Here is a 24,360-nt window from a genome sequence, read left to right on the forward strand (position 1 = left end):
AGGTTAATTACTGCCTTTTCAGTAACAAAACAGAGTTATTTGTGTTTTTATAGCAAAGGAGTCGGTTAAATACCATATTCCTTTGCTATATGTTTGGAATATGGTTTATATCGTAAATTAATAACAAAAATATTTTGTAACTTTGCGCTCCCTCCTTAGTTCCAATTAAAAAAATCAGACTAATAAAGATAAATGAGACAATTAAAAATTACAAAATCGATCACCAATCGCGAAAGTGCTTCTCTGGACAAATATCTTCAGGAAATAGGCCGTGAAGATCTTATAACCGTAGAAGAAGAGGTGGAATTAGCCCAGGCTATCAAGAAAGGCGATCGTCAGGCTCTTGAAAAACTCACAAAAGCCAACCTCCGTTTCGTAGTATCAGTAGCCAAGCAATACCAAAACCAGGGACTAAGCTTACCAGACCTTATAAATGAAGGCAACCTTGGCTTGATAAAAGCTGCCGAAAAATTTGACGAGACCAGGGGATTTAAGTTCATCAGTTATGCTGTATGGTGGATTCGTCAATCCATCCTGCAGGCACTGGCCGAACAATCCAGAATAGTGAGGTTACCATTGAACCAGGTGGGCTCGCTTAACAAAATAAGCAAAGCTTTTCAAAAATTTGAACAGGAAAATGAGCGCAGGCCTTCAGCAGAAGAGCTTGCTCAGGAGTTGGACCTTTCGGTTGAGAAGGTCACAGATTCCCTGAAGGTTTCGGGTCGCCATATATCCATGGATGCACCTTTTGTTGAGGGTGAAGATAACAGCTTGCTTGATGTGTTGGTTAACGATGATGCACCCATCGCTGACCGGACCCTAATCAACGAATCACTGCAAAAGGAGATAGACAGGGCTCTTTCTACTCTTACTGAGAGAGAAAGCGATATCATTAAGATGTTTTTCGGCATAGGCTGCCAGGAGATGACACTTGAAGAGATCGGTGATAAATTCCAGTTGACTCGTGAGCGCGTTCGCCAGATAAAGGAAAAAGCAATACGAAGACTAAGGCAGGACTCCAGAAGTAAACTATTGAAAAGTTACCTGGGATAAATCCTGTCTAGTGTAAAGCTCCAATAGAAAAAATAGTAAAAAAATCTATATGTAGGCTTAAATTGGTGATTTTTTACACAAAAAGGAGATTATGTGAAAATTAAGTTTTATATTTGCATTCCAAAGTTTGCCTAAGAAAGCGCAATTGTACAAGCTTTTGCTTCCATAATTGTATATTTTATGGCAAATTGTCGAACATTTTTTTAATGTGAACGTTAAACATAAACCTGATAAGGTAGTACTGAATACGGTACTGTAAATAACATACAACAAAAAATATCGAGTTATTGTAATAAAAAATGTTTAATTAGAATTTAAATTTATGAAAAAGTTTAGTTTACTTTTATTTTCTGCTCTTCTTGCTTTCAGCATAAGTGCACAAGAAGTACAAAACGTTTCTCATGGTACTGTGTATCTGAAAAACAAATCTAGTGACAATTGGTATATTGGTCTTGGAGGCGGAACTAACCTCTATAATACGAAAGCAGAACGTGATGCGGATTCAGATTTCTCAGACCGTCTTGGATGGATGGGTCAAATCGAATTCGGACGCTGGAATTCTCCTAACTGGGGTGCTCGTCTTGTTATTGATGGAGGAAACATTAAACATGAAGCTGATAATGCTCCTTTTGCTAAAAACAACTGGCTTGGCGGACATGTGGATTTAATGTACAATGTTATTAACGCTTGGGGTTCATATAATCCAGAAAGAGTTTACAGCCTGGTTCCATACTTGGGAATGGGTTATATGTACGGATTAGATGATGATTGGAAAAAGCCGAATCCTGACGGAAGCACTTTCAAGCATCAAAACCAGACATTTACTTTTAATGCTGGGTTGATCAACAATTTCCAATTGTCAAGAAATGTAGCTCTTTTCCTGGAACTTGGTTGGAGAGTTGTTCAAGACTCGTTCGACGGAATCAATAGCGAAGACTATGAATGGGACAACATGTTTACAGGAACAGCAGGTATTAAATTCGGCCTTGGCGGAAAACAGAACTTCACTCCTGCCGAATTGATGGACTACAACCTGATTAACGACCTGAACAGCCAGATCAACAGACTGCGCGCTGAAAACGAAGAACTCAGACTCAGACCAGAATCTTGTCCAGAATGTCCTGAAGTACAGCCAACAGTTATTTCAGAAGGAGTTTATGTTCCCAACGTTGTGTTCTTCCGTATCAACTCTTCCAAGATTGATAAGGGACAGCAGGTGAGCGTTTACAATACTGCTGAATATCTAAAAGCAAACGAAAATGCAAAGGTTAACATAGTTGCATACGCTGACAAACAAACAGGTACTCCTGAATACAACTTCGCACTTTCTGAAAGACGTGCAAGAGCGGTTGCCGATGCGTTAACCAACGAATACGGAATCGACAGCGATCGCATCTCTATTGACTGGAAGGGTGATACCCAACAGCCATATGCAGAAAACGACTGGAACCGTGTTGCAATTTTCTTTGTTGAGTAATTCAACAGCAACATAATAAATAAAAAAGCATCTCGTCCGAGATGCTTTTTTTGTTACCTGAAACAGGTTATACTATTTAACCATGACGTTATCAGCTTGAAATGCTATTATTTTTTTATTGTTACCTGGAATGAGTTATGCTTCCCTGAATGAATGTATATAATTACTCCTTTATATAAACTCGCTTAACACGCGGAGAGATAGAGGTAAGAATCTCATAAGGAATGGTACCAATGCTTTCTGCAAGTTCAACAACGCCAAGCCCCTCACCAAACAATACAACTTCATCTCCCTCGTTGGCAGGTATATCTGTTACATCAACCATACACAGGTCCATGCACACATTTCCTACAATAGGTGCAAAATGGCCGTTTATAAGAACTTTTCCCTTACGGTTACCGAACTGTCTGTCTAGCCCGTCAGCATAACCGAAGCGTATGGTGGCAATACGTGCATCTTTGTCTAGTTTCTCCTTTCTTCCATAACCGATAGTCTCATTTGAAGGAATCTGTTTTATCTGAAGTATGGTTGTCTTAAGGGTACTTACATTTCTAAGTCCGTCAAGCCCGCTTGCGCTTACCCCGTACAATCCTATTCCTAGCCGGGCCATTTCCCAATTGTTTGCAGGAAAACGTTCCATCCCTGCAGAGTTAAGAATATGTTTGTAAAAATGATGGCCTAGTGCCTTTTCAATCTCTTCTGCAGCATTGTCGAATGTTGCCATCTGCTGATGTGTAAAATCATCGAAAACCCAACTTTCGCTGGCAGACAAATGAGAGAATACTGAGTTTACTTTCAGCCCTTTCTGGGCCTTGATGATAGCAGTCAGTTGAGGTATCTCCTCTGGGAGAAATCCCAAACGGTGCATACCTGTATCAATTTTAAGGTGTACCGGATAACCGGTGATCCCTCTTCGCTCAGACTCTCTGATAAAAGCTTCAAGAATGCGAAAATTATATATTTCCGGCTCGAGGTCATTAGAAAAGAGTTCCTCAAAACCGTTCACTTCGGGATTAAGCACTATGACAGGCAATGAAATTCCTTCGCTTCTGAGCAAAATACCCTCTTCGGCTACAGCTACCGCAAGATAGTCGCAACGGTGATACTGAAGTGTTTTGGCTATCTCCACTGCTCCTGCCCCATATCCGTTTGCCTTAACCATGCATACAAGCTTGATGCCGGGTTGCAATCGCGATTTGTAGAAATTGAAATTATGAACAACTGCATCAAGATTCACCTCCAGCATTGTTTCATGGATACGTTCCTCAATAAGCAAACTTATCTCTTCGAAATGGTATTTACGGGCACCTTTAAGAAGAATAAGCTCCTGATGAAAATCCCTCCATTCACCGGAAAGAATAAACTTTTCGGTTGTGGTATAGAACGATTTTTCGGGTATCGCAAAAAGATCGTGATTAGCATAAAGATCCTGTCCTATTCCTATTATTTTATGAACGCCGCTCTGTTCTACCATTTCAGCCACTTTTTTATATAGCGTTCTTGGCGGAACCCCGGTCTGTAGAATATCCGAAAGAATCACTGTCTTTTTCAAAGGACGGTCCATCTTTCGCTGCTGCTGAAAATCTAGAGCAATCTTGATAGAATTAATATCAGAGTTATATGCATCATTGATTACAAGGCACTCTTTCTTGCCTTTCCTAACATCAAGGCGCATGGCAACCGGCTCAAGAGTAAGCATCCTTGAGGATATTTCAATTGGTGATACATGCAGGTACAAGGCTACGGCAAGGCAATTGATGGCATTCTCTATTGATGCTTCATCTGTGAACGGGATAACAAATGATTCGTCTAAATCAAGAAATGAATAGTTGATTGCAGTTGTTTCATCTTTTTTCTTAATATCAGAAATATACAGATGCGCGTCCCTGTTTTTTCTGGACCAAGAAAAAGCCTTCTGAGAGAGCACCATCAGGTCTACGCAACGCGACACCAATTCATTGTCTTCATCATAAATAAACACATCGCAATTGGTAAAAAGCTCAAGCTTCTCCATACATTTGTGCTGTAGAGAAGTAAAATTTTCCTGATGCGCTTCTCCTATCTTTGTCAACACACCTATAGTAGGCTTGATAACCGGTTCCAGCAGTTCCATCTCATCAGGCATAGATATCCCGGCTTCAAAAATGCCAAGTCCAGCCTCTTTATCCAGTTGCCAAACAGATAATGGCACACCTACTTGTGAGTTGTAGCTCCTTGGTGAGCGTACAATATTGTAATTTTTTTCCAACAGTTGATAAAGCCACTCTTTCACTATAGTTTTTCCGTTACTTCCTGTAATACCTATAACAGGTATGTCGAACCGGGATCTGTGATACGCTGCAATCTTCTGTAGTGCCCGTAAGCTGTTTTTCACCTGCAGAAAATTTGCATCAGTAAAATTGTCCCATTCATCCAGATGTTTTGAAACGACAAAATTACGTACACCTGAATCATACAGCTCCCTGACGAAAGCATGAGCATCATTGTTTTTAGTTACAAGTGCAAAAAAAAGTGTTTCAGAAGGATGTGTCAGTTTTCTGCTATCGGTAAGAAGTACTGAAATTCCGGCTGGATGCAACTTATCGTGCGACACGTTCAGTATAGAAGCTATTTGTTGAATTTTATAAGTCATGATCTGTATAATTTTTCTTTTAATAGAGCCCTCTCTTCTTCGCATTCGATCTCAGGATGACGATCTGAAAAAAGCTCCAGTTTTTGTAATGTCTGTTCTAAAAACATCTTATATGATCTGGCAGTGGGATGCAAGGGCCGATGGAAAATTGCCTTTCTTATCTGCTCCCACTCTCTGTTCACTTCGCGTGTCTCGCAAGAGAAAAAAGCCTCAGCAAAAAGATGCCAGATATAGTCTATCGCAAAAGGTGACGGATGGATCATGTCATCTTCATAAAACCTATAATCCCGTAGTTCATCTATCATCACCTCATAAGCTGGAAAATAGTACACACTACCAGCGAAGCCATTCCTAAGAGAGTCAACAGCCAAATGCAAAATGGATTTGCTGACCTGGTTCTCATGTGCACCATCTTTCCAGTGTCGCACGGGGCTAACGGTAAAAATAAATTTTGAATCGGGATTGATGGATAAAATTTGAGTAATAACTTCGTTCCACTCTTCCACAATCTCCTCTACCTGAAGGCGGGACCTCTGAAATCTGCACGCAGGAAATTTATGGCAGTTACTCACGAGCATACCATTATCTTTCCATTTGTATATATAGGCAGTTCCAAAAGTGATCAGGAAGAGCCCTGCATTACGAATAATGCCTGCTGCTCTCTCAAATCGCTCCATGATTTTTTCAAGGCACACTTGTTTATCCGTATCTGAAAAATGGCCGTGATGCATGAAGCTGTGATACATGCCATTATAGCAAACAAGGTCTCTCTCAGAAAAATGTTCACCCGAGATCAATCTTTTTATCGAATTGGAAACAGAAAACGGATTATACAAAATACCGAACGGATTTACATCTGCCTTAAACTTATTCTGTAAAAGCTTAATGCCGATATTTTCAGAAAAACAGGATCCGAAAAGCATCAATTCTGTAGAATGCTTTATGAAGATATCCGGTTCCGTGATCTGTATGCGTGTTCTAAAATCCATATTGGAGCATTTTCAGTACAAAATTAACAATAAACCGGTCAATCAGATCAATCTAACAGTTTATAATTTGTAAAAAAGGTAAGGAGAAGTGTATTAAAAAGGAATGGTTGTCTCACGACAACCAATCTTCATTGTTAACCTTAAATCTAATACCATGAAAAACACGATGCAAATGTAAGCCTTTTTGTGTTATAAAACATACTTTACAGGGGAAAAAAAATTACATTTTGCACATTTTAACCAAAAAGGAGCGTTTTATTTAGTTTTAAAACGGATTTTTAGTTTATTATTCAATCCAAAGTACAATTATTTCAACTTTGCGGTCATCTACAAATGGTGCTCTCACGCTCTAAAGACTGCCATTCGTACCATTTAATCTACCGTTTGTACCAACAAAACCTGACAATGACACCATATAACGCACCATTTCTAACACCCAACCTGACATTGGTGCTCACAAATTCATAATTTGACATTGGTACCATTTAATCTACCTGAAGGACCAATCCTTTCAGATACTCTCCTTCGGGATGATATATATTTATGGGATGGTCTGCTGGCTGGGTAAGTTGATGCAGGATACGCACTTTCCGTCCAGATATAGCTGCAGCGGAGAACACAGCCAGGCGGAACTGCTCTTTCGTAATTACCTGCGAGCAGGAGAATGTAAAAACAATTCCTCCGGGGGCTATTTTCTCCAGTGCAGAAAGATTCAGCTTTTTATATCCCTGCAAAGCGTTATTTACAGCTCCCCGATGTTTTGCAAAAGCTGGAGGATCCAGCACAATAAGGTCGTATTCGCCATTCTTAATTTGTTTCAGATACTTAAAGGCATCGGCAGCACATGAGTTATGACGCCTATCATCACCAAAATTTAAAGAGACATTCTTGCCGGTAAGCGATACCGCTTTTGAAGAGCTGTCCACGGAGTCAACTTTTACTGCCCCTCCCCTTAAAGCGTAAACCGAGAAGCCCCCTGTATAGCAGAACATGTTTAACAGGGTCCTGTTTTTTGAGTACTGCTCCAGTAGATTCCGGTTTTCGCGCTGATCAATGAAAAAACCGGTTTTCTGTCCTTTGAGCCAGTCTATATGAAATTTCAATCCATTCTCCATTGCAGTATCGCTTACATCCTCACCTCCTGACAAATACCTGTCCTCCGGATATAATCCGGCTTTGTAAGGCAGTGTCCCTTCTGACTTGTAGAATATATTTTTCAGCGTACCTGAAGGCATAACCTGATTTAAAGCATCCGTGATGAGGCCAATATCTCTGTGTATCCCTACAGAATGTGCCTGAACTACTGCAGTATTGCCATAAATATCTATTATAAGCCCGGGGAGGTGGTCACCCTCTCCATGCACCAGCCTGAAAGTGTTGTTATCAGACCTTATCAGGTTCAATTCTCTTCTAATCATGAAAGCATTTTCCAGCCTGCCCATGTAAAACTGCTCATTTATCTGCTCATCATTAAATGATAACATGCGCACTGCAATACTGCCTATCTGATAATGCCCCACTCCCATGCTGCTTCCATCTGATGCCAATACCCGAACCACCTCTCCTTCTTCCAGTCCGATTGGCTTACTGCCAATTGCTCCTGAAAAGATCCATGGGTGAAAGCGTTTTAGCGACTCCTCCTTACCTGGACGCAGAACAATTTCCTTGTAACTATTCATTGATATATGCCGGTTAAATGTTTATAAATCCTGAGGCATGCCCAGGAATCTAAAGCAGCATATGACTGCTGGGCAGGTTTAAGTATTGAAGCTTCCCAGTTCGATAAGCGCTGGTTTTTGGAGATTTTTTTACCAAATAATATCGCGTATATCTTCTGCAGGCTGTTATCTTCAATCCCGAATTTATCCACGAAAACCTGCAGGTCAATAAAATTCACAGGTTTACGTACTGAACGTTTACGAATTGCGGCAAAGTCGTCACGCAACGAAAGGCCTATCTTTTTGATCCCCGGATCGCTCATTATCGACACAAGCTCATCGGGATAGCCTATTTTGTTAAGACGAAATAGGAAACACTCCTCTTCAGTTGCAAGTTGCATCAGCGCCACATTATTCACCTGTCCACGTCTGAACGACGGCTTGGTTTCAGTATCAAACCCAAGCTCATTCATTTTGGAGAGATACTCACAAGCTTTCTTCGAATCCCCTTCATTATCGATAACGAATATTTTTCCCTCGAACTTCTCTATCGGTAATTCAGCCAACTGTTCCTTTGATATAGTCAATCCCACAACTCTTCCCCCATTAAATTCCCTTCTTCACCCGGCAACTCCATTTCCTTTATTTTCAGCGCATGCAGCGGCCTCAACACATTAACCAGCTTTTGACCCCAAAAAATATTAAAGTTCTCCCTGCATAAATACAACGCACTATACATCTGTTCCGTAAGCTCAAGCTGATATACAGATACAAAATTCCTTATGTCCTGGTAAATATCAGCAACATTTTCTGAGATAAAAGCTGAAACAGGTGTGTCACTATACTTCATATCATCCACAAAAACATCCAGGTAAACATTTTCCTCACCCATTATATTCGCCACCGAGCTTGCCACTCTGTTATAATCCTCTTCACGTACGAATGTGGCCGGGAGGTCTTCATCAGAAGATATTACATCTGGCAACAATAACGCTTTCACATATAGAATTGGCAGAATCTTAAGCATCCGATCCACCCACTTGCTGCGAGGCATCTTCTCTTCATTCTCAAGAAAAGCACAGAATTCCACGGCAACAGTAACGAAGTCGATAACACTCCTGTCAAAAACAATTTTACCTCTGTCAGGACTCTCCATAATTTCATCTTTCATACACAATTCTTGTCCTTTTAACGGACAAAAGTACACAATATTTTCGATAATGATATGCCTGATTTTCGATAATGATAGGTATTATCTTCGATAATAACAACCGGGATTTTCTGATACGAGATGCTTGGGCGTCGTCCTTAACAGGGTCAACAATCTGGTCGGAAATCAAAAATGATGCTATAATCTTGTCTTTTTCAAAAGATTCCGTTATCTTGCACTCCATAAAAAATGTTTTAAGCCGTACAAAACATCAATCAGGCAAAGGTCGATATTGAATATCTGCTCAAAAGGGGCTTTTATGCTTAAAGTGACATATCTCAGAGGTAATATTATGGAATTGAGGATTTAATAGCCCTTCGATGCTTTATAGGTACGAAGCAGTACGGAAGTGATAGCAGAAGCAGTGGATTAAACAACTAACTTCACAAAACTATGAAAAAGAACGAACAGCCATTAAAAATGAAACATGCAATTCATCTGTTACCTTTGTCATTAATTGTTACAGGTATTATAACATGCTTTCTGAGCGCTACAATCTCGCTAACCTATTGGGATTTTCTGGGACTGATAATCATTGTAGCCCTTGCATCACTGATAACAGGAGCTGTTTTGGGTTTTATCTTCGGGATACCCCGTCTCAACAGGGACTACAACCCTGGGGAAAATTACGGCAGAGACACCAAATACAACCCGAACACCAATCTCGAAGATGTATCTGACTGGCTAACCAAGATTATCTTGGGGGTCACTCTCACCCAACTGGGCAAGATACCGGGTTATCTTCAAAGTATTGCAGACTATATACTGGTGAATGCCGACTGCGAAAACCTAAATTGTGATTTTGCAAGGCCCATAATGATTGCGGTTCTTATCTATTTTTTTGTTGCCGGATTTATTTCAGGATACTTTTACACAAGACTTTACCTCCCAAGCCTTTTCTCCATCATGGAAGATAACAGACTACAAAAGGCTGAGATTGCCATATGGAGAGAGGGAGCAAATAATGAGATTTCTCAAAAATCGGAAACCGATGCAAGGCTGAAAATCGAATTATTAAGTAAGGATGAAATACTGATACTGAAAAAAATTAAAGGTGAAGGGAACAGGTTCAATACTCATCAGCGTATGAACATTCGTGAGAGGGCTGCACTAAATGTATTGCTGGCAAAGGGAATAGTTGAAGCAGACAATAAGGGTTCGTTAGATAAAGCTGGAACTGTTAATTTAAGAATAGTTGACGAAGATTTCATTAAAGAAATGGATTGATTTGAACAGCATTCCAACGAAATTGTTATTATTTTTGGGGGAGTTTAACTCACACGTTTATCGATGCGATACGTAGATAGCTATTTGAGATGTTATGGCGTTTCGCTGGTCAGCGGCCACGCGTGAAAATTAATTTTACCTTTTCAATGAACTATTCTTCTGTAAATATTACCTGCTGATCAATCAAGCGACAACACATTAATATGAACTATTCTACCACAAAAGTTACAGATGTAAAAGTTGAATAAAGAGTTCTATGATTATAAATTATCGTCTTTATGAAACTAATAGGATTCGGGTTGACATATAAGAGCCTATATGAAGTCTTTGAAAAAAATAGCTTTAATCGTATGAAACCTCCAAAATTAGGGAAACAGTCATTATTGCAGGATAATCATAACCGGGAGACCTCTTTTAGTAAGTTTCCAGAAGAGATTTATGACAAGCAGGGTGATGATAATCCCATGTACACGGGCAGGCACCTGTTAATTCTCAAAGAGGGAGCTAAAAGTATAGCGAGAGTCACTAGCTTCTTAAAGTCAGAGTGGGCCCTTTCAGTTGCAAATACCGCAGACTTCGTAACTAAGCCCCCTAACGAAAGTAATATAAAAGATGCGGATGCTCTGGTTTTTAATGATTTAGGCATAGCCCTTCTGGGGATTGAAGATGACCGGATTAAACGGCTTCAGGTAGCCAAAGCATCGGCAGATTATATTATTGAACAGGAAAAAGTGGTCTATCTGCCCGACGATATTACTGTTGACACAGATATTATATCGGCATGGGGTGTAGAGGCTATTGAAGCACTTAAATCACAGTACAGCGGGGAGGGCATAAAGATTGCGGTACTGGATACCGGCTTTGATACAGGCCATCCCGATTTTGAAGGTAGGAGTATCACTGCCAGCTCTTTTGTCCCCGATGAGTCAATTAACGACTTTCACGGACATGGGACTCACTGTATTGGGACAGCATGCGGATCTGTAGATCAGAACGGATTGCGATACGGGGTAGCCACAAAATCGCATATCTATGCGGGAAAAGTATTGAGTAATCAAGGGAGCGGTGCCCAGTCGTGGGTCCTTAACGGAATGACATGGGCAGCCAACGGTGGATGCAAGGTGATATCCATGTCGCTGGGATCGAAGGTAGACCCCGGTCAGGCATACGACATAGCGTATGAGAGAGCTGCCCTTTTTGCTCAATCAAAAGGTGCAATTGTAGTTGCTGCTGCAGGCAATGAGAGCAGACGTTCAAAAAACAAGTTCAGCCCTGTGGGAAGTCCGGCCGATTGTCCCTCCATCCTCGCAATTGCCGCTTTGGATTCGAAGTTGAATGTTGCCGATTTTTCAAACAGGGCTATCAATCCAACCGGATTGGTTGATATTGCAGCTCCCGGTGTGGCAATCTATTCTTCATGGCGAATGCCTGTAAGGTATCGCACTATCTCTGGAACCAGCATGGCCACTCCTCATGTTGCAGGAATCATGGCTCTTCTATTTGAGAAATATCCAGGCGCAACGGCTCAGAATATCGAGAATGAATTCAGGAAATTGGCCAGAAGCCTTCCTTTATCATCGGAGGATGTGGGTGATGGGTTATCCATTGCACCTTAAGGCCAGATAAATTTATTAAAATGAGGCATATCGTAATTACAATATCTGAATATTATTTAGACCGGCTTAACTCATTGGCCGAGAGCTTGCGTGAAGAAGGCTTAACCATCACCCGGTTATATGAGTTCGGTGTAATAATAGGTTTTGCCGAGGATGAGTCGATCATGAGAATTCGCAATCATGAAGGGATAGTCTCATTAACAGAAGAAAAACAGATAGATATTCCACCACCTGATTCTGATATTCAATGACAGCTGACACGGTAAGGTACTCCCAGGAATAATTATAAATTTATGAACTTTCGCATGCATCCATGCTAAGTATATATAGATATATGATATCACGGTATTTTTCGGGGTGCCCGTTGCATGCTTCCCCGATTCTTCTCTCTCATTGGCCACGCCTTTAACGGTCGCGTACAGGTATGAGCTGTAAAACACAACTTTTAAAAGTGAACTGGAGCATTTAAGAATACAAACTGTATGAAAGTATGTACCATAAAACATCGCCTTTAAAAATATTTAGCTATAAACGCAACATGGCTGTGAGTCTAATTAATTTGAGCCAATCCTGATATTTCCGACATGTTTGTTTGACAGATAACAAAATCTATTCACGAGCAAAAAAACAACTAAACATTTTGTGAATCCGTTTGAAAATAATATCTTTGCACACGTAAAGGACGAGGGAAGCAGGAAACACCGCTTCCTTTTTTGTTCATGAAAGGGATATGATTGAAAAAAAGGTGATAATCGGCCTCACCGGAGAGTATTTGAAGAATTCAGCAAATTATCTGGTGGATGTAATAGTGGGCGCAGACAATTCCATCACAGTTGAGATTGACAACGATCTGGGTGTGGATATTGATGACTGCGCTGATCTAAGCAGACACCTTGAGTCGAGGCTCAATCGCGATACAGAAGATTATGAGCTGACTGTAACATCGGCCGGACTCACCTCACCCTTCAAAATACTGCGTCAGTACAAAAAGTTTGAAGGGAAAGAGATTGAGGTCCTAAGCAAAAAAGGGCAAAAGCTTACGGGAGTGCTCAAATCGTCTGATGATGACGGCTTCACGCTATCGATCATTAAAAAGATTAAGCCCGAAGGCGCCAAACGTAAAATTGAAGTGGAAGAAGATATCCGCTTCGCATTCAATGAAGTAAAATATTCAAAATATCTTATACGATTCAAATAATATATGGGTAAGAAGAAAGAAACCATCAGTCTCATCGATACTTTTTCAGAATTCAACGAATTGAAAAATATCGATAAAGCCACACTGATAAGTGTACTGGAAGAGTCGTTCCGCAATGTGATCTCCAAAAGCAGCGGTACTGATGAGAACTACGATATCATCATTAACCCCGACAAAGGCGACCTCGAGATATGGCGCAACCGTGTGATAGTGGAAGACGATGAACTGGAGGATCCCAACCGTGAGATTACCCTTTCGGAAGCATTGAAGATAGACGAAGATTTTGAAGTGGGAGAAGAGGTTACAGATGAGGTGTCTCTCGATCATTTTGGACGCCGCACCATTCTCAACCTTCGACAGACACTTGCCTCCAAAATACTGGAACTGGAAAAAGACAATCTCTATAATAAGTATAAAGAAAAGGTGGGCGAAATTGTCTCAGGTGAAGTTTATCAGGTATGGAAAAAGGAGTTATTGCTTCTGGATGATGAGCACAACGAACTTATCATGCCCAAAACCGAACAGATACCAAGTGATTTCTTCCGAAAGGGAGAGCATGCCCGTGCTGTGGTTGCACGTGTAGAGAATAAGAACAACAATCCCAGGATTATTCTCTCACGCATATCACCTGTGTTTTTGGAACGTCTGTTCGAACAGGAGATACCTGAGATAGCTGACGGCCTTATAACTATAAAAGGTATTGCCCGCATCCCCGGAGAACGTGCTAAAGTAGCTGTTGAGGCTTACGACGACCGCATCGATCCTGTCGGGGCCTGCGTGGGAATGAAAGGATTCCGTATTCACGGTATCGTACGTGAGCTTCGCAACGAGAATATCGATGTGATCAACTTTACAAACAATACCACGCTATACATTCAAAGAGCGTTAAGCCCTGCAAGGATCAACTCTATTACCATTAAAGAAGAAGAGCGCCGTGCCGAAGTTTTCCTCAACCCTGAGGAGGTATCTCTGGCAATTGGAAAAGGAGGTGCCAACATTAAACTGGCATCAATGCTTACTGGTTATAATATAGAGGTATTCCGTGATATAGAGGGAGTGGACGAAGAAGACATCTATCTTGATGAATTCCGTGACGAAATTGATGGCTGGGTTATAGATCAGCTGAAAAAGATAGGATGTTCCACTGCCAAGAATGTACTTGCAATGAATCGTGAAAAGCTCATCAAGGAAGCCGATCTGGAAGAGAGTACAGTTGATGAAATACTAGCTATCTTGCGCTATGAGTTTGAAGATGAAGATGATTTGGATGCTCCGGATACAAACGATGAACCGGATACAAACGATGAACCGGATACAAACGATGAACCGGATACAAACAAATCGCCTGATGAGACTGAATAATGTGCGTACCTGATAAATAGTACGAGTAATAAAAAAACAATACTGTTCACAATATAAAAAGAGAGTAAAGGTTAGAAGAGATATATGCCTATAAGACTAATAAAAGTATCGAAAAATTTGAATGTGGGGATCAACAGCCTGGTTGAATTTCTCCATAAGAAAGGTATTGAAATAGAAGCAAATCCTAACGTTAAAATAGAGGATGAACAGTATGAAATACTGATTGCAGAATTCGGAAAAGACAAAAATATTCGCAGGGAAGCCAATGAGACACGGGAGAAGATGCACCGCCGCGATGAAAAACGTGAAACTGTTGCAATAGAAGGATACGAACTCCCCGAAGAACAGACTCCCAGAAAAAAAGTGGAAAAAGAGATTATAGAAACAGAGATCCCAAAAGAGATGAAGCCCCATTTCAATGTTGTAGGCAGCATCGACCTGGACAGCCTCAACAAAAAGAAAGTTGAGCCGATTAAAGAGGTGCCGGTAAGTGAAAAAGCGGCGGAAACTGATAAAACAACTCTCCCCCATGAGCCGGAAATTGTTCCCCAACCTTCAGTTGAACCTGAAATCAAACAGGATCAGCCTGAAGTAACTATAGAGGAAAAACCTGCACAGGTAAAAGAAGAGGAGATTAAGAGTGCAGAGCCCGTGGAAAAGAAACCACATATTTCAGAAAAGGAAAAGGCTGAGACCAAGGAAACCGAAACCTCAGTCCCCGAAAAAGCTCAGGTGAAACCTGTGGAAGGGGTAAAACAGAAGAGTAAACTTTTTACGGATGAGGCTATACAAAAAAGCGGACCAGCAGCAGAAGAGGTGAAACAAAAAAAAGAACCCGCAGATGACGAGGCTAAACAAAAAAGCGAGCCCGTAGCTGAAGATGCGAAAAAAGCTGAAGGGACAAGGAGCGATAAGGTTTTCCGCATCCACAAAAATAAACTGGAGCCGAACATAGTGGTTAAAGGGTCAATCGACCTCGACTCCATAAACGATCGCACACGCCCCCCCAGGAAATCTAGGGCACAGCGAAAGAAAGAGCGTCTGGAACGGGAGCAGAAAGCCCTTGACAGTAAAAAGCTGAAAGAAGAAAAGGTGAAACAGCTGAAGAAAGAAGCTATTGATGAAAAGAAAAAACACACTGTCTCACCCGAACGCGACGAAGAGAGCAAGAAGAAAAAACGTAAGCGTATCCGCACGAGTAAAGTCAATATCGATAAACCCGGTACATACAACCAGGCTTCAGGAAACGACAGAAGAATGTCGCTCAGGAAACCGATAAAGGCGGAGGTGAGTGAAGAGGATGTTCAGAAGCAGATAAAAGAAACCCTTGCCCGCCTAACCGAAAAAAGAGGGAAAAAAGGCGGTGCAAAATACCGCCGTGAAAAACGAGAAGCAAGCGCCCAGAGATATCAGGAAGAGCTCAAGCAACAGGAGAAAGAAAGCCGTATATTACAGCTCACAGAGTTTGTAACTGCCAATGACTTGGCCAACATGATGAATATTCCCGTAACAAACGTCATCTCCACCTGTATGAGCCTCGGCGTTATGGTAGCCATAAACCAGCGTCTCGATGCAGAGACCATCAACATTGTAGCTGAAGAGTACGGCTTCAAAACCCAGTATGTAAGTGCCGATGTGATAGAAGCTATTGCCGAAGAGAAGGATGATCCTGAAGACCTGATTCCCCGTCCCCCCATTGTAACGGTAATGGGCCATGTGGACCACGGGAAAACATCGTTGCTTGACAGTATTCGCAGTACCAATGTAATCGCCGGTGAAGCCGGAGGGATCACACAGCATATAGGTGCATACAATGTGACATTGGGAGAGGGTGGAAAGATTACCTTCCTCGACACACCCGGTCACGAAGCGTTTACCGCCATGCGCGCTCGCGGAGCAAAGGTGACAGACGTAGCCATTATAATTGTTGCAGCCGACGATAACGTGATGCCCCAAACAGTTGAAGCAATCAACCATGCTGGTGCAGCTGGTGTGCCCATTGTTTTTGCGATCAACAAAATAGATAAACCAGGGGCAAACCCCGAAAAGATAAAAGAGAAACTGGCCGAGATGAATTATCTTGTTGAAGACTGGGGAGGAAAATACCAGTCGCAGGATATTTCGGCAAAAAAAGGTACCGGTATCCGCGAGCTGCTAGAGAAAGTGCTTCTCGAAGCCGATCTTCTGGAACTTAAAGCCAATCCTAATCGCAGAGCTTCTGGCTCCATCATTGAATCATCACTTGACAAAGGAAGGGGTTACGTGGCAACCGTACTCGTGGAGAACGGCACACTGTGTCAGGGCGATATAGTGCTAGCAGGATCATATTTCGGCCGTGTGAAAGCCATGTTCAACGAACGTAACCAGCGTATTGAAAAGGCTGCTCCGTCGGAACCGGCATTGATACTTGGGCTTAACGGAGCACCTCAGGCAGGCGACACTTTCAATGTAATGGAGACCGAACAGGAGGCCCGTTCAATATCCAACCGCCGCGAACAACTGCAACGTGAACAGTCGCTACGCACTCAGAAAATGCTTACCCTTGACGATATAGGCCGCCGCATTGCAATTGGCAACTTCCAACAGTTGAACATTATTGTGAAAGGCGATGTGGACGGATCGGTAGAAGCTCTCTCCGACTCACTCATTCGCCTCTCAACTGAAGAAATTCAGGTGAACGTGATTCACAAGGCTGTAGGCCAGATTTCGGAATCGGACGTAACGCTCGCCGCTGCCTCCGATGCTGTTATCATCGGGTTCCAGGTACGTCCTTCCCTCGGCGCACGCAAGGAGGCTGAAAAAGAGGGTGTCGACATCCGTCTCTATTCAATTATTTATGATGCCATAGAAGAGGTGACTGCAGCAATGGAAGGCATGCTCTCTCCAGAAATAAAGGAAGAGATAACCGGGAATGTGGAAGTGCTGGATGTATTTAAGATATCAAAGGTAGGTACCGTTGCCGGCTGTATGGTTCGCGACGGAAAGATAAAACGCTCCAGCCGTATTCGTCTGATTCGCGAGGGTATAGTTATCTTTACAGGCGAGCTTGATTCACTCAAACGTTTCAAGGACGATGTAAAAGAGGTTACATACGGTTATGAATGCGGAATCACCATTCGTAATTTCAATGACATAAAAGTTGGTGATATTATTGAATCTTACGAAGAAACGGAGATAAAGAAGACTTTGTAAATGAATGAATGAATAATTAATTATTCAACAAAAAATAGATTATTATGACAAAAAAAGTTTTTTTCAGTCTTAGTGTATTTATTTTATTGACAAGTGGAACACTCTTTTCTCAGCAGGTAGTACCACAAGTTTTCATAGCTTATGTGAACACTACGGAGATACTGGATATGATACCAGATAAAGTGCAGGCTACGAAGGACTTGATTGCCTTAAGTGACAACTACAAGAAAGAGTTGGAGTTAATGCAGAACGAATACAATAAAAAATATTCCGATTACATTACATACCAAGCGTCACTGGCAGAAAACATCAAGCTGCGCAGAATGCAAGAGTTGACCGAACTTGAAAACAAGATGGAGCAATTCATGGAACTGGCTCAGCAAGATATTGAAAGTCAAGAAAAGGCAATGCTTAAACCGTTAAAAGAAAAGATCATCAATGCTATCAAGGCAGTGGGTATTGAACGTAACTTCACTGTTATCTACGATCTAGCCAATCCGGGTATTGCATTCGTTTCACCCGACGCAGTTGATGCAAATCCATTTGTAAAAGAAAAACTGGGTATCCGTTAAATAATACCAACTATTGTGAAGGAGCAGTTTTCTGCAAAAGCGGGTGCCATCGGTATATTCGATTCCGGGTATGGCGGACTCACGGTTTTGTCCGGGATAAGGGCCATCATGCCTGGGTACGACTATATTTACCTGGGCGATAATGCACGTGCTCCTTATGGTAACCGCTCCTTTGAGAGGGTTTACGAATTCACACTTGAAGCGGTAAAATGGTTTTTTTCACAAGGCTGTCATTTGGTAATCCTGGCATGTAACACAGCCTCGGCAAAAGCACTGAGAACCATCCAGCAAGCCAATCTGCCGGCAATAGATCCACAGAGAAGGGTACTGGGCGTTATCCGTCCAACAGCAGAGTCTGTTGAAGGCTTATCGAATACTGGTCATATTGGTGTGCTAGGAACAGAGGGAACAATACAATCGCGATCTTATGAGATTGAAATTAAAAAACTTCATCCACATCTTACTGTAACAGGCGAAGCATGTCCCATGTGGGTGCCTTTAGTGGAGAACAGGGAGTATGATAAGCCGGGGGCCGATTATTTTGTAAAACAACATATCAAACGCCTCCTTGAGAGAGATCCGCTAATAGACACTATAATACTGGGATGTACACACTATCCTCTGCTGATGCAGAAGATTAATCAGTACCTGCCTGAGAATGTAAAAGCCATTGCTCAGGCAAGATATATAGCCGAAAGCCTGAACGATTATCTGAAAAGGCATCCCGAGATGGATAAAAAATGTACAAAAAACGGCACTGTAAAATATTTTACTACGGAATCGCCCGGGAAATTCAAACAACTGGCATCACTCTTTCTCAATGAACAGATTGATGCCGGGCAAACAACACTTTAACTGAAATAATGAATTGGTTCGATCTGACCATAGGTATTATTCTGCTTGTAGCTTTCATCAACGGATACCGCAAGGGATTCGTAATGCAGGTTATAGGTTTTGCAACAGTAGTGCTAGCAGCTATTTTCGGAGGAAGGATCGCGGAGAAAATTTTACCGGAAGTAATCAATATAAGTAATCTCTCAACCGATGCTGCAAAGGTTTTATCCTTTATCCTTGCTTTTGCATTAATTGCCATAGTACTCTCACTGATAGGCCGCCTTTTGCAGCGATTTATCGATATGGTTTTTCTTAGTATCATAAACCGATTGCTGGGTGCCGTTATTGCAGCGGGTACCATGATGCTTTTTCTGAGCATTATACTTAATATGATACTTATGCTCGATAAAAACGAGTTGATAATAAAGAAAAACATAAAGGAAGAGTCGTTCTTCTTTGAGCGTGTTGAGGTGGTTTTGCCTGCCATTGTTCCTTATATTGATAAAGAATTCAGTGATGGATATGTACCTGAAAAGTATCGTAAGGAAATAGAAAAAAAGTCGGACAGCATTTTTCAAACCAAGCCTAACTCAAACGCTATTGATTCAACTTTTCAAAAACGTCATTTCGAAACCAATTAAAAAGCATGAAGATAAGGATACACAAAGAGGGTAAAATTGCGCTGGTAAAAATTTTTGCAGCTCTTCTAATGATTAATGCAGCTATCTTCTACTTTTTTCCAAACACTCTCTTTTCGGTAGTTATATTGGCGGTGTCGTTAATTTTGTTTGCAATGGCACTTAACTTTTACAAAAAACCCGACCGGGTCTATAAGGGAGACCTTCACGGGTTGGTGAGCGCACCTGCCGACGGCAGGGTTGTTGTTATAGAAAAGGTGTTTGAGAAAATGTTTTTCAAAGAAGAATGTATACAGATCTCCATTTTCATGTCGTTTTTTAACGCACACTCTAACTGGGTACCGGTGAGTGGAAAAATCATCCACATGTCTCACCTGGAGGGAAATTTTCATGCTGCATACCTGCCAAAATCGAGTCACGAGAATGAGCATACAAACATTCTGATTGAGACTCCCGATCATGGTAAAGTCCTAACAAAGCAGATTGCCGGTGCTGTTGCACGAAGGATTGTCACCTACGTAAATGAAGGCGATGAGGTACATATAGGTTCACCGTTAGGTTTTATAAAACTGGGCTCCAGAATGGATGTTTTTCTGCCGCTCGGAAGTGAAATCCTTGTTGACCTTGGCGAAGAGGTGCGTTCCAACGCAACCTTTCTTGCACGTCTGCCCCAAAAAGATAAATAGTTATGCGGAAACAGATACCAAATATTTTAACATTACTTAATCTCTTTTCAGGATGTATAGCTATCACTATGGCCTTTCAGGGAAACTTCACGGCTGTGGCAATATGGGTCGCTGTTGCTGCACTTTTCGATTTTTTGGATGGGATGGCTGCACGTATATTGAAAGCATACTCTGCCATTGGGAAAGAACTGGACTCACTTGCCGATGTAGTCAGTTTCGGGGTTGCCCCGGCATCAGCAGTGTTTATTCTGCTGCGTGACCACTCCCTCTTTCCCGGCTATCTGGATACCGGCAGCTTATTTATCCCATATCTGGCATTCCTTATTCCTGTTTTTTCCGCACTCAGGCTTGCCCGGTTCAATATCGATGATAGAGAAACTACTACATTCATGGGACTCCCGACACCCGCTAACGGGCTCTTCTGGGTAAGCTACTGCTGCGGATTGCATGTCTTGACCAGTGAAAAAGAATATCTTTTTTATATTACTGCCGGTGCAATATTTCTGATGTCTCTTCTAATGGTCTCAGGAATACCGATGTTTTCACTTAAAATAAAACAGATCAGATTAAAAGGCAATGAGAGACAATTGCTTTTAATATTGCTGATGATAGCTTTTATTGCCATTTGGGGTATAATTGGTGTTGCCTTTGGAATAGTATCATATATTGTTCTTTCAATTGTACTTTCAAGCAAATTTTTTGCATCTGAATCCGAAGAATAGTCGCATCTGCCGTCATTTAAGTCATGCCTGGCATCAATCCATCCTGCATTTTGCAGAATATATGGCGCCTTCTTTCACTTCAGTCAGCGCCCGGGTCAACAAGTAGCAATTCGTTAAATAATACAAACATAATCAATCTATTGTCCGATTCATTGTATCTTTACTTTATTATTAAATATTTTTCATTCACCATATGGGATTTCTGATTAAATTTTTTTTAGTATTCATGGCTGTTTATTTCCTGATGAAATCATTCGGAAGATGGCTATTGGGAAAACGTACAAGACATTCTTCAAATTACGGCCGGCAACAGTCCAGACAGAATAAACAACCGGAATCACAGGAAAATCGTATCATCGAATATCAAAAAAAAAGATTTGAATCAAGTGAAGCGGAAGATGTGGATTTTGTGGAAATAAAAGATCATAACAGATAATATTTTATTGTAAACAATAGATCAATATATCAATGATGGGGCTGTTCCAAAAGGGCAGCCCCTTTTTTAAAAAAGCAGGCGGCATCTTGTTAACATTCATATACACTTTTCGCAAAAAATAAAAGATATTTTTCTGAGATGATGAAAAGCTAAGAAGTAACCGCTTAAACACAATTTTTCCATCGCTTTTCAGTTATATAGTTGATGGGAAAACGAAGGTTTCTGTGTTTACTGTTTCTGTCAGCCTGCTGTCTACTACATATGCAGGCTCAGTGGAATGCTCCTTTCAGTCACTACTGGATGGCAAAAGGTTACTATAATCCTTCATTTGCGGGCGAGGGTAGCCAGATAAGAGCAACTGTACTGTACCGATATCAGTGGACAGGTATAAAAAACGCCCCGCAAAGAATGCTCATTACAGGCGATATGCCTTTCTTGTTCCATAACAGGCTGCATGCCGCCGGTGTGGTTGCATACTACGATGTTAGCGGGACATTTCGCAACTCACTGCTGGCAGCTCAGTACTGCCTCAGGCAGCCTGCAGGCAAAGGATTTCTAAACATAGGTTTACAGGCAGGGGTATACAACCTTGCCTTCGATCCGGGAAGCATCAGTATTACCGGCGATCACACCCAACAGGATATGAGGGGCACAGTGGAAGTTTATCGTGCCTCCGGAAAAGTGTTCGACCTAAATGCAGGTATCTCCTGGATAGGGGATAACAGCTTCGCAGGCATATCAGCCATGCACACCGGTCGTCCACGGTTTTCCGTTTTCAGCGACTCCATCACCGGCAATACTCCCATTGCCTCAAATACAGCTAGTATAACCGACGCATCCCCAGGCAACACTAACTACAATGACCTGCAACCCAATTCTAATGACTCTTTTGTTCCGCGCTCCTATATTTTTATTGCCGGATGCAATATAAGACTGTTTTATCCGTTAGAAATAAAACCTATAGTGTTGCTTGAAACCGAACCCGGCGATACACAGGTGCTGACAACAATTCGTCTGGAATATGATAAAAAATACTCCGGCGGAATCTCGTGGCGGAAAGGCGACGGGTATGCCATTTTTACAGGGGCCAACCTTGAAGATCTGGAGTTTGGTTATGCCTGCTCCTTTCATTCTAAGGGAATGGGAAAAGACAGCCGGGGCAGCCACGAATTGTATCTGCGGTACAACATCTCATCCTGCATTTTTAAGTCGGCCCGTCAGCCACATAAAAGCATCAGGCTTTTGTAGAGAAGTGATTTGGCGTAAAGCAAAATCGTTTACTACCCGAATGATACTTCAGATTTGTTGCATAAAAGTGATGTGATGTAAAGAACGTGAAAATAAGGTGAAAACCAGGGTAGCACCGATTTGAGAAGAAACAAAAAGATCTATAAAGGAATTTATAATTGATTTTTAAAAAGATATTGCATGAGAAGATCCATCTTATTATTACTGCTATTCACCACGGTCATTTCCTGTGGAAGGCGCTGGACCTGGAGCAGCACGGGGGGAGAGCTCACAGGCGTACCCGTGGGAAAGGTGTGGAATGAACCCACTCCCTACAACATGGTGCTGGTATCTCGCGGTGCATACAACATGGGCCCGGGTGAGATCGATTCGCTATGGGGGATCACCATTTCCACCAGGGGTGTTTCGGTAGATAACTTCTGGATGGACGAAACCGAAATCACCAATTCACAATACAAGCAGTTTGTTTATTGGGTGCGCGATTCCATTATACGTGAACGGCTGGCCGATCCGGCATGGGCGGGTGATGATTTCTACAAGATTAGCGAAGATGAATATGGAGACCCTGTCACACCCCGCCTCAACTGGTCACTCCCCATTCCATGGACAAGAAATACTGAAGAGGAAGAAGCAGCCATAAACAGCATTTACAAAATACACCCCATCACCGGAAAACGAATGCTCGATGCCAGTCAGCTGAACTTCCGTTATGAGTGGTTCGATGAGGCAGAAGCGGCCAAGCGTGAGCATCGTCTGAATCCGGCTGAAAGGACACTCAACACCGATATTTCAATTAACCCTGATGAGGTGGTATTGATCTCGAAAGATACGGCATACATAGCACCCGACGGACGCATAGTGAATGAGACCATCACTCGTCCGCTGAGCAGCCTCTACGATTTTGTTCACACTCGCATCGTAAATATCTATCCCGACACCACCTGTTGGGTTAACGATTTTCCAAATGCCAAAAACGATTACTATATGCGCAACTACTTTGCCAGCCCTGCATATGCACACCATCCCGTGGTAGGAGTTTCATGGGAACAGGCAACCGCCTTTTGTGAGTGGCGTACTATGTTTTTGAGGAGAAGTATAAACCGGGAAGACATTAAGATTGAAAAATACCGTCTCCCCACCGAAGCAGAATGGGAGATGGCTGCAAGGAATGCCAATTCCGGGAACAGTTATCCTTGGGAAAGCGACGGCACAACAAGCGAAAGCGGCTGCTACCAGGCTAACTTCAAGCCAGGTGACGGAGCTTATGCTGCCGATAATCACCTTATACCGGCAAAGGTAAGAAGTTTTAGCCCAAACAATCTGGGTTTATATGATATGGCGGGAAATGTAGCCGAATGGACATCTACTGCTTATACTGGTTCAGGAAATGAACTGATGGGCGACCTGAATCCCGAATACAGCTACAATGCCACTACAGAAGACCCTTACATGATGAAACAAAAAGTGGTAAAGGGAGGCTCCTGGAAGGATATATCCACCTTTATCCGCTCCGATATGCGCGACAGTGAGTTCCAGAACCGCGGGCGCTCTTTTATAGGATTCCGTTGTGTCAGAACACAGGTGGGAGGAAGCAGATAAAACAGAACATC

At 42.0% G+C, this 24,360-nt stretch carries 21 protein-coding genes; 16 read left to right on the forward strand and 5 right to left on the reverse strand.

All coding sequences use genetic code 11. From position 1 onward, the window contains the following. The first annotated feature begins 192 nt into the window (after positions 1-192). Positions 193-1,053 carry a sigma-70 family RNA polymerase sigma factor gene (locus tag KDN43_RS00135; RefSeq protein ID WP_238867679.1) on the forward strand — a complete coding sequence of 287 codons (861 nt, stop codon included), beginning with the start codon at positions 193-195 and terminating at the stop codon, positions 1,051-1,053. Positions 1,054-1,375: 322 nt separating this feature from the next. Further along, on the forward strand, positions 1,376-2,530 hold the full coding sequence (locus tag KDN43_RS00140; RefSeq protein WP_238867680.1) for an OmpA family protein: 1,155 nt from the start codon (positions 1,376-1,378) through the stop codon (positions 2,528-2,530). A gap of 163 nt (positions 2,531-2,693) precedes the next feature. Here KDN43_RS00140 and KDN43_RS00145 read toward each other — a convergent pair whose 3' ends face one another. The 5 genes from KDN43_RS00145 to KDN43_RS00165 all read right to left on the reverse strand — a co-directional run bounded on the left by KDN43_RS00145 (position 2,694) and on the right by KDN43_RS00165 (position 8,980). Next, a complete protein-coding gene (locus KDN43_RS00145; protein WP_238867681.1) occupies positions 2,694-5,162 on the reverse strand; it encodes a bifunctional UDP-N-acetylmuramoyl-tripeptide:D-alanyl-D-alanine ligase/alanine racemase in 2,469 nt (822 codons plus the stop codon). Then, complete coding sequence (locus tag KDN43_RS00150) at positions 5,159-6,151, reverse strand: GSCFA domain-containing protein (protein ID WP_238867682.1); 993 nt, start codon at positions 6,149-6,151, stop codon at positions 5,159-5,161. Before KDN43_RS00150 ends, KDN43_RS00145 begins: the two co-directional genes overlap by 4 nt. A gap of 485 nt (positions 6,152-6,636) precedes the next feature. Next, complete coding sequence (locus KDN43_RS00155; protein WP_238867683.1) at positions 6,637-7,830, reverse strand: class I SAM-dependent rRNA methyltransferase; 1,194 nt, start codon at positions 7,828-7,830, stop codon at positions 6,637-6,639. Further along, entirely contained in the window at positions 7,827-8,402 is a 576-nt protein-coding gene (locus KDN43_RS00160; RefSeq protein WP_238867684.1) for a 3'-5' exonuclease, read from the reverse strand. The genes KDN43_RS00155 and KDN43_RS00160 overlap by 4 nt, the downstream gene beginning before the upstream one ends. After that, a complete protein-coding gene (locus KDN43_RS00165) occupies positions 8,393-8,980 on the reverse strand; it encodes a DUF5063 domain-containing protein (RefSeq protein ID WP_238867685.1) in 588 nt (195 codons plus the stop codon). Before KDN43_RS00165 ends, KDN43_RS00160 begins: the two co-directional genes overlap by 10 nt. A 432-nt stretch (positions 8,981-9,412) precedes the next feature. Here KDN43_RS00165 and KDN43_RS00170 point away from each other — a divergent pair, with 432 nt between their 5' ends. The 14 genes from KDN43_RS00170 (at position 9,413) to porK (ending at position 24,349) form a co-directional block, all read left to right on the forward strand. Beyond that, complete coding sequence (locus KDN43_RS00170) at positions 9,413-10,246, forward strand: hypothetical protein (RefSeq protein ID WP_238867686.1); 834 nt, start codon at positions 9,413-9,415, stop codon at positions 10,244-10,246. 278 nt (positions 10,247-10,524) lie between these two features. Then, positions 10,525-11,862: a S8 family peptidase gene (locus KDN43_RS00175; RefSeq protein ID WP_238867687.1), complete on the forward strand. Its 1,338-nt coding sequence runs from the start codon at positions 10,525-10,527 to the stop codon at positions 11,860-11,862. 20 nt (positions 11,863-11,882) lie between these two features. Then, positions 11,883-12,113: a hypothetical protein gene (locus tag KDN43_RS00180; protein WP_238867688.1), complete on the forward strand. Its 231-nt coding sequence runs from the start codon at positions 11,883-11,885 to the stop codon at positions 12,111-12,113. A 479-nt stretch (positions 12,114-12,592) separates the two neighbouring features. Next, positions 12,593-13,060, forward strand: coding sequence for a ribosome assembly cofactor RimP (gene rimP, locus KDN43_RS00185; RefSeq protein ID WP_238867689.1), 468 nt, complete (start codon positions 12,593-12,595; stop codon positions 13,058-13,060). Between the two features lie 3 nt (positions 13,061-13,063). After that, entirely contained in the window at positions 13,064-14,422 is a 1,359-nt protein-coding gene (nusA, locus tag KDN43_RS00190) for a transcription termination factor NusA (RefSeq protein ID WP_238867690.1), read from the forward strand. Positions 14,423-14,506: 84 nt separating this feature from the next. Further along, the gene (infB, locus tag KDN43_RS00195; RefSeq protein WP_238867691.1) at positions 14,507-17,614 is read left to right on the forward strand and encodes a translation initiation factor IF-2; all 3,108 of its coding nucleotides are present in this window, start codon (positions 14,507-14,509) and stop codon (positions 17,612-17,614) included. Between the two features lie 44 nt (positions 17,615-17,658). Then, positions 17,659-18,186 carry an OmpH family outer membrane protein gene (locus KDN43_RS00200; RefSeq protein ID WP_238867692.1) on the forward strand — a complete coding sequence of 176 codons (528 nt, stop codon included), beginning with the start codon at positions 17,659-17,661 and terminating at the stop codon, positions 18,184-18,186. A gap of 15 nt (positions 18,187-18,201) precedes the next feature. Further along, positions 18,202-19,041 carry a glutamate racemase gene (gene murI / locus KDN43_RS00205; protein WP_238867693.1) on the forward strand — a complete coding sequence of 280 codons (840 nt, stop codon included), beginning with the start codon at positions 18,202-18,204 and terminating at the stop codon, positions 19,039-19,041. An 8-nt stretch (positions 19,042-19,049) separates the two neighbouring features. Next, positions 19,050-19,661, forward strand: a complete 612-nt coding sequence (locus KDN43_RS00210) for a CvpA family protein (RefSeq protein ID WP_238867694.1) — start codon at positions 19,050-19,052, stop codon at positions 19,659-19,661. 5 nt (positions 19,662-19,666) lie between these two features. After that, a complete protein-coding gene (locus tag KDN43_RS00215) occupies positions 19,667-20,344 on the forward strand; it encodes a phosphatidylserine decarboxylase family protein (protein ID WP_238867695.1) in 678 nt (225 codons plus the stop codon). A 2-nt stretch (positions 20,345-20,346) separates the two neighbouring features. After that, positions 20,347-21,066 (forward strand): CDP-diacylglycerol--serine O-phosphatidyltransferase, encoded by a 720-nt coding sequence (gene pssA / locus KDN43_RS00220; RefSeq protein ID WP_238867696.1) that lies wholly within the window; start codon positions 20,347-20,349, stop codon positions 21,064-21,066. A gap of 226 nt (positions 21,067-21,292) precedes the next feature. Next, entirely contained in the window at positions 21,293-21,502 is a 210-nt protein-coding gene (locus KDN43_RS00225; RefSeq protein WP_238867697.1) for a DUF4834 family protein, read from the forward strand. Positions 21,503-21,706: 204 nt separating this feature from the next. Then, positions 21,707-22,750 (forward strand): PorP/SprF family type IX secretion system membrane protein, encoded by a 1,044-nt coding sequence (locus KDN43_RS00230; RefSeq protein ID WP_256448715.1) that lies wholly within the window; start codon positions 21,707-21,709, stop codon positions 22,748-22,750. A gap of 180 nt (positions 22,751-22,930) precedes the next feature. Continuing rightward, on the forward strand, positions 22,931-24,349 hold the full coding sequence (gene porK / locus KDN43_RS00235; protein ID WP_238867699.1) for a T9SS ring complex lipoprotein PorK/GldK: 1,419 nt from the start codon (positions 22,931-22,933) through the stop codon (positions 24,347-24,349). The last annotated feature ends 11 nt before the right edge of the window (positions 24,350-24,360 follow it).

It is taken from the genome of Proteiniphilum propionicum, from assembly GCF_022267555.1.
Classification (GTDB): domain Bacteria; phylum Bacteroidota; class Bacteroidia; order Bacteroidales; family Dysgonomonadaceae; genus Proteiniphilum; species Proteiniphilum propionicum.

What these genes read in the sequence shown, in the direction of transcription:
- KDN43_RS00135 (WP_238867679.1), top strand. Translation starts at nt 193, where the DNA reads ATGAGACAATTAAAAATTACAAAATCGATCACCAATCGCGAAAGTGCT.
- KDN43_RS00140 (WP_238867680.1), top strand. Translation starts at nt 1,376, where the DNA reads ATGAAAAAGTTTAGTTTACTTTTATTTTCTGCTCTTCTTGCTTTCAGC.
- KDN43_RS00145 (WP_238867681.1), bottom strand. Translation starts at nt 5,162, where the DNA reads ATGACTTATAAAATTCAACAAATAGCTTCTATACTGAACGTGTCGCAC.
- KDN43_RS00150 (WP_238867682.1), bottom strand. Translation starts at nt 6,151, where the DNA reads ATGGATTTTAGAACACGCATACAGATCACGGAACCGGATATCTTCATA.
- KDN43_RS00155 (WP_238867683.1), bottom strand. Translation starts at nt 7,830, where the DNA reads ATGAATAGTTACAAGGAAATTGTTCTGCGTCCAGGTAAGGAGGAGTCG.
- KDN43_RS00165 (WP_238867685.1), bottom strand. Translation starts at nt 8,980, where the DNA reads ATGAAAGATGAAATTATGGAGAGTCCTGACAGAGGTAAAATTGTTTTT.
- KDN43_RS00170 (WP_238867686.1), top strand. Translation starts at nt 9,413, where the DNA reads ATGAAAAAGAACGAACAGCCATTAAAAATGAAACATGCAATTCATCTG.
- KDN43_RS00175 (WP_238867687.1), top strand. Translation starts at nt 10,525, where the DNA reads ATGAAACTAATAGGATTCGGGTTGACATATAAGAGCCTATATGAAGTC.
- KDN43_RS00180 (WP_238867688.1), top strand. Translation starts at nt 11,883, where the DNA reads ATGAGGCATATCGTAATTACAATATCTGAATATTATTTAGACCGGCTT.
- rimP (WP_238867689.1), top strand. Translation starts at nt 12,593, where the DNA reads ATGATTGAAAAAAAGGTGATAATCGGCCTCACCGGAGAGTATTTGAAG.
- nusA (WP_238867690.1), top strand. Translation starts at nt 13,064, where the DNA reads ATGGGTAAGAAGAAAGAAACCATCAGTCTCATCGATACTTTTTCAGAA.
- infB (WP_238867691.1), top strand. Translation starts at nt 14,507, where the DNA reads ATGCCTATAAGACTAATAAAAGTATCGAAAAATTTGAATGTGGGGATC.
- KDN43_RS00200 (WP_238867692.1), top strand. Translation starts at nt 17,659, where the DNA reads ATGACAAAAAAAGTTTTTTTCAGTCTTAGTGTATTTATTTTATTGACA.
- KDN43_RS00210 (WP_238867694.1), top strand. Translation starts at nt 19,050, where the DNA reads ATGAATTGGTTCGATCTGACCATAGGTATTATTCTGCTTGTAGCTTTC.
- KDN43_RS00215 (WP_238867695.1), top strand. Translation starts at nt 19,667, where the DNA reads ATGAAGATAAGGATACACAAAGAGGGTAAAATTGCGCTGGTAAAAATT.
- pssA (WP_238867696.1), top strand. Translation starts at nt 20,347, where the DNA reads ATGCGGAAACAGATACCAAATATTTTAACATTACTTAATCTCTTTTCA.
- KDN43_RS00225 (WP_238867697.1), top strand. Translation starts at nt 21,293, where the DNA reads ATGGCTGTTTATTTCCTGATGAAATCATTCGGAAGATGGCTATTGGGA.
- KDN43_RS00230 (WP_256448715.1), top strand. Translation starts at nt 21,707, where the DNA reads ATGGGAAAACGAAGGTTTCTGTGTTTACTGTTTCTGTCAGCCTGCTGT.
- porK (WP_238867699.1), top strand. Translation starts at nt 22,931, where the DNA reads ATGAGAAGATCCATCTTATTATTACTGCTATTCACCACGGTCATTTCC.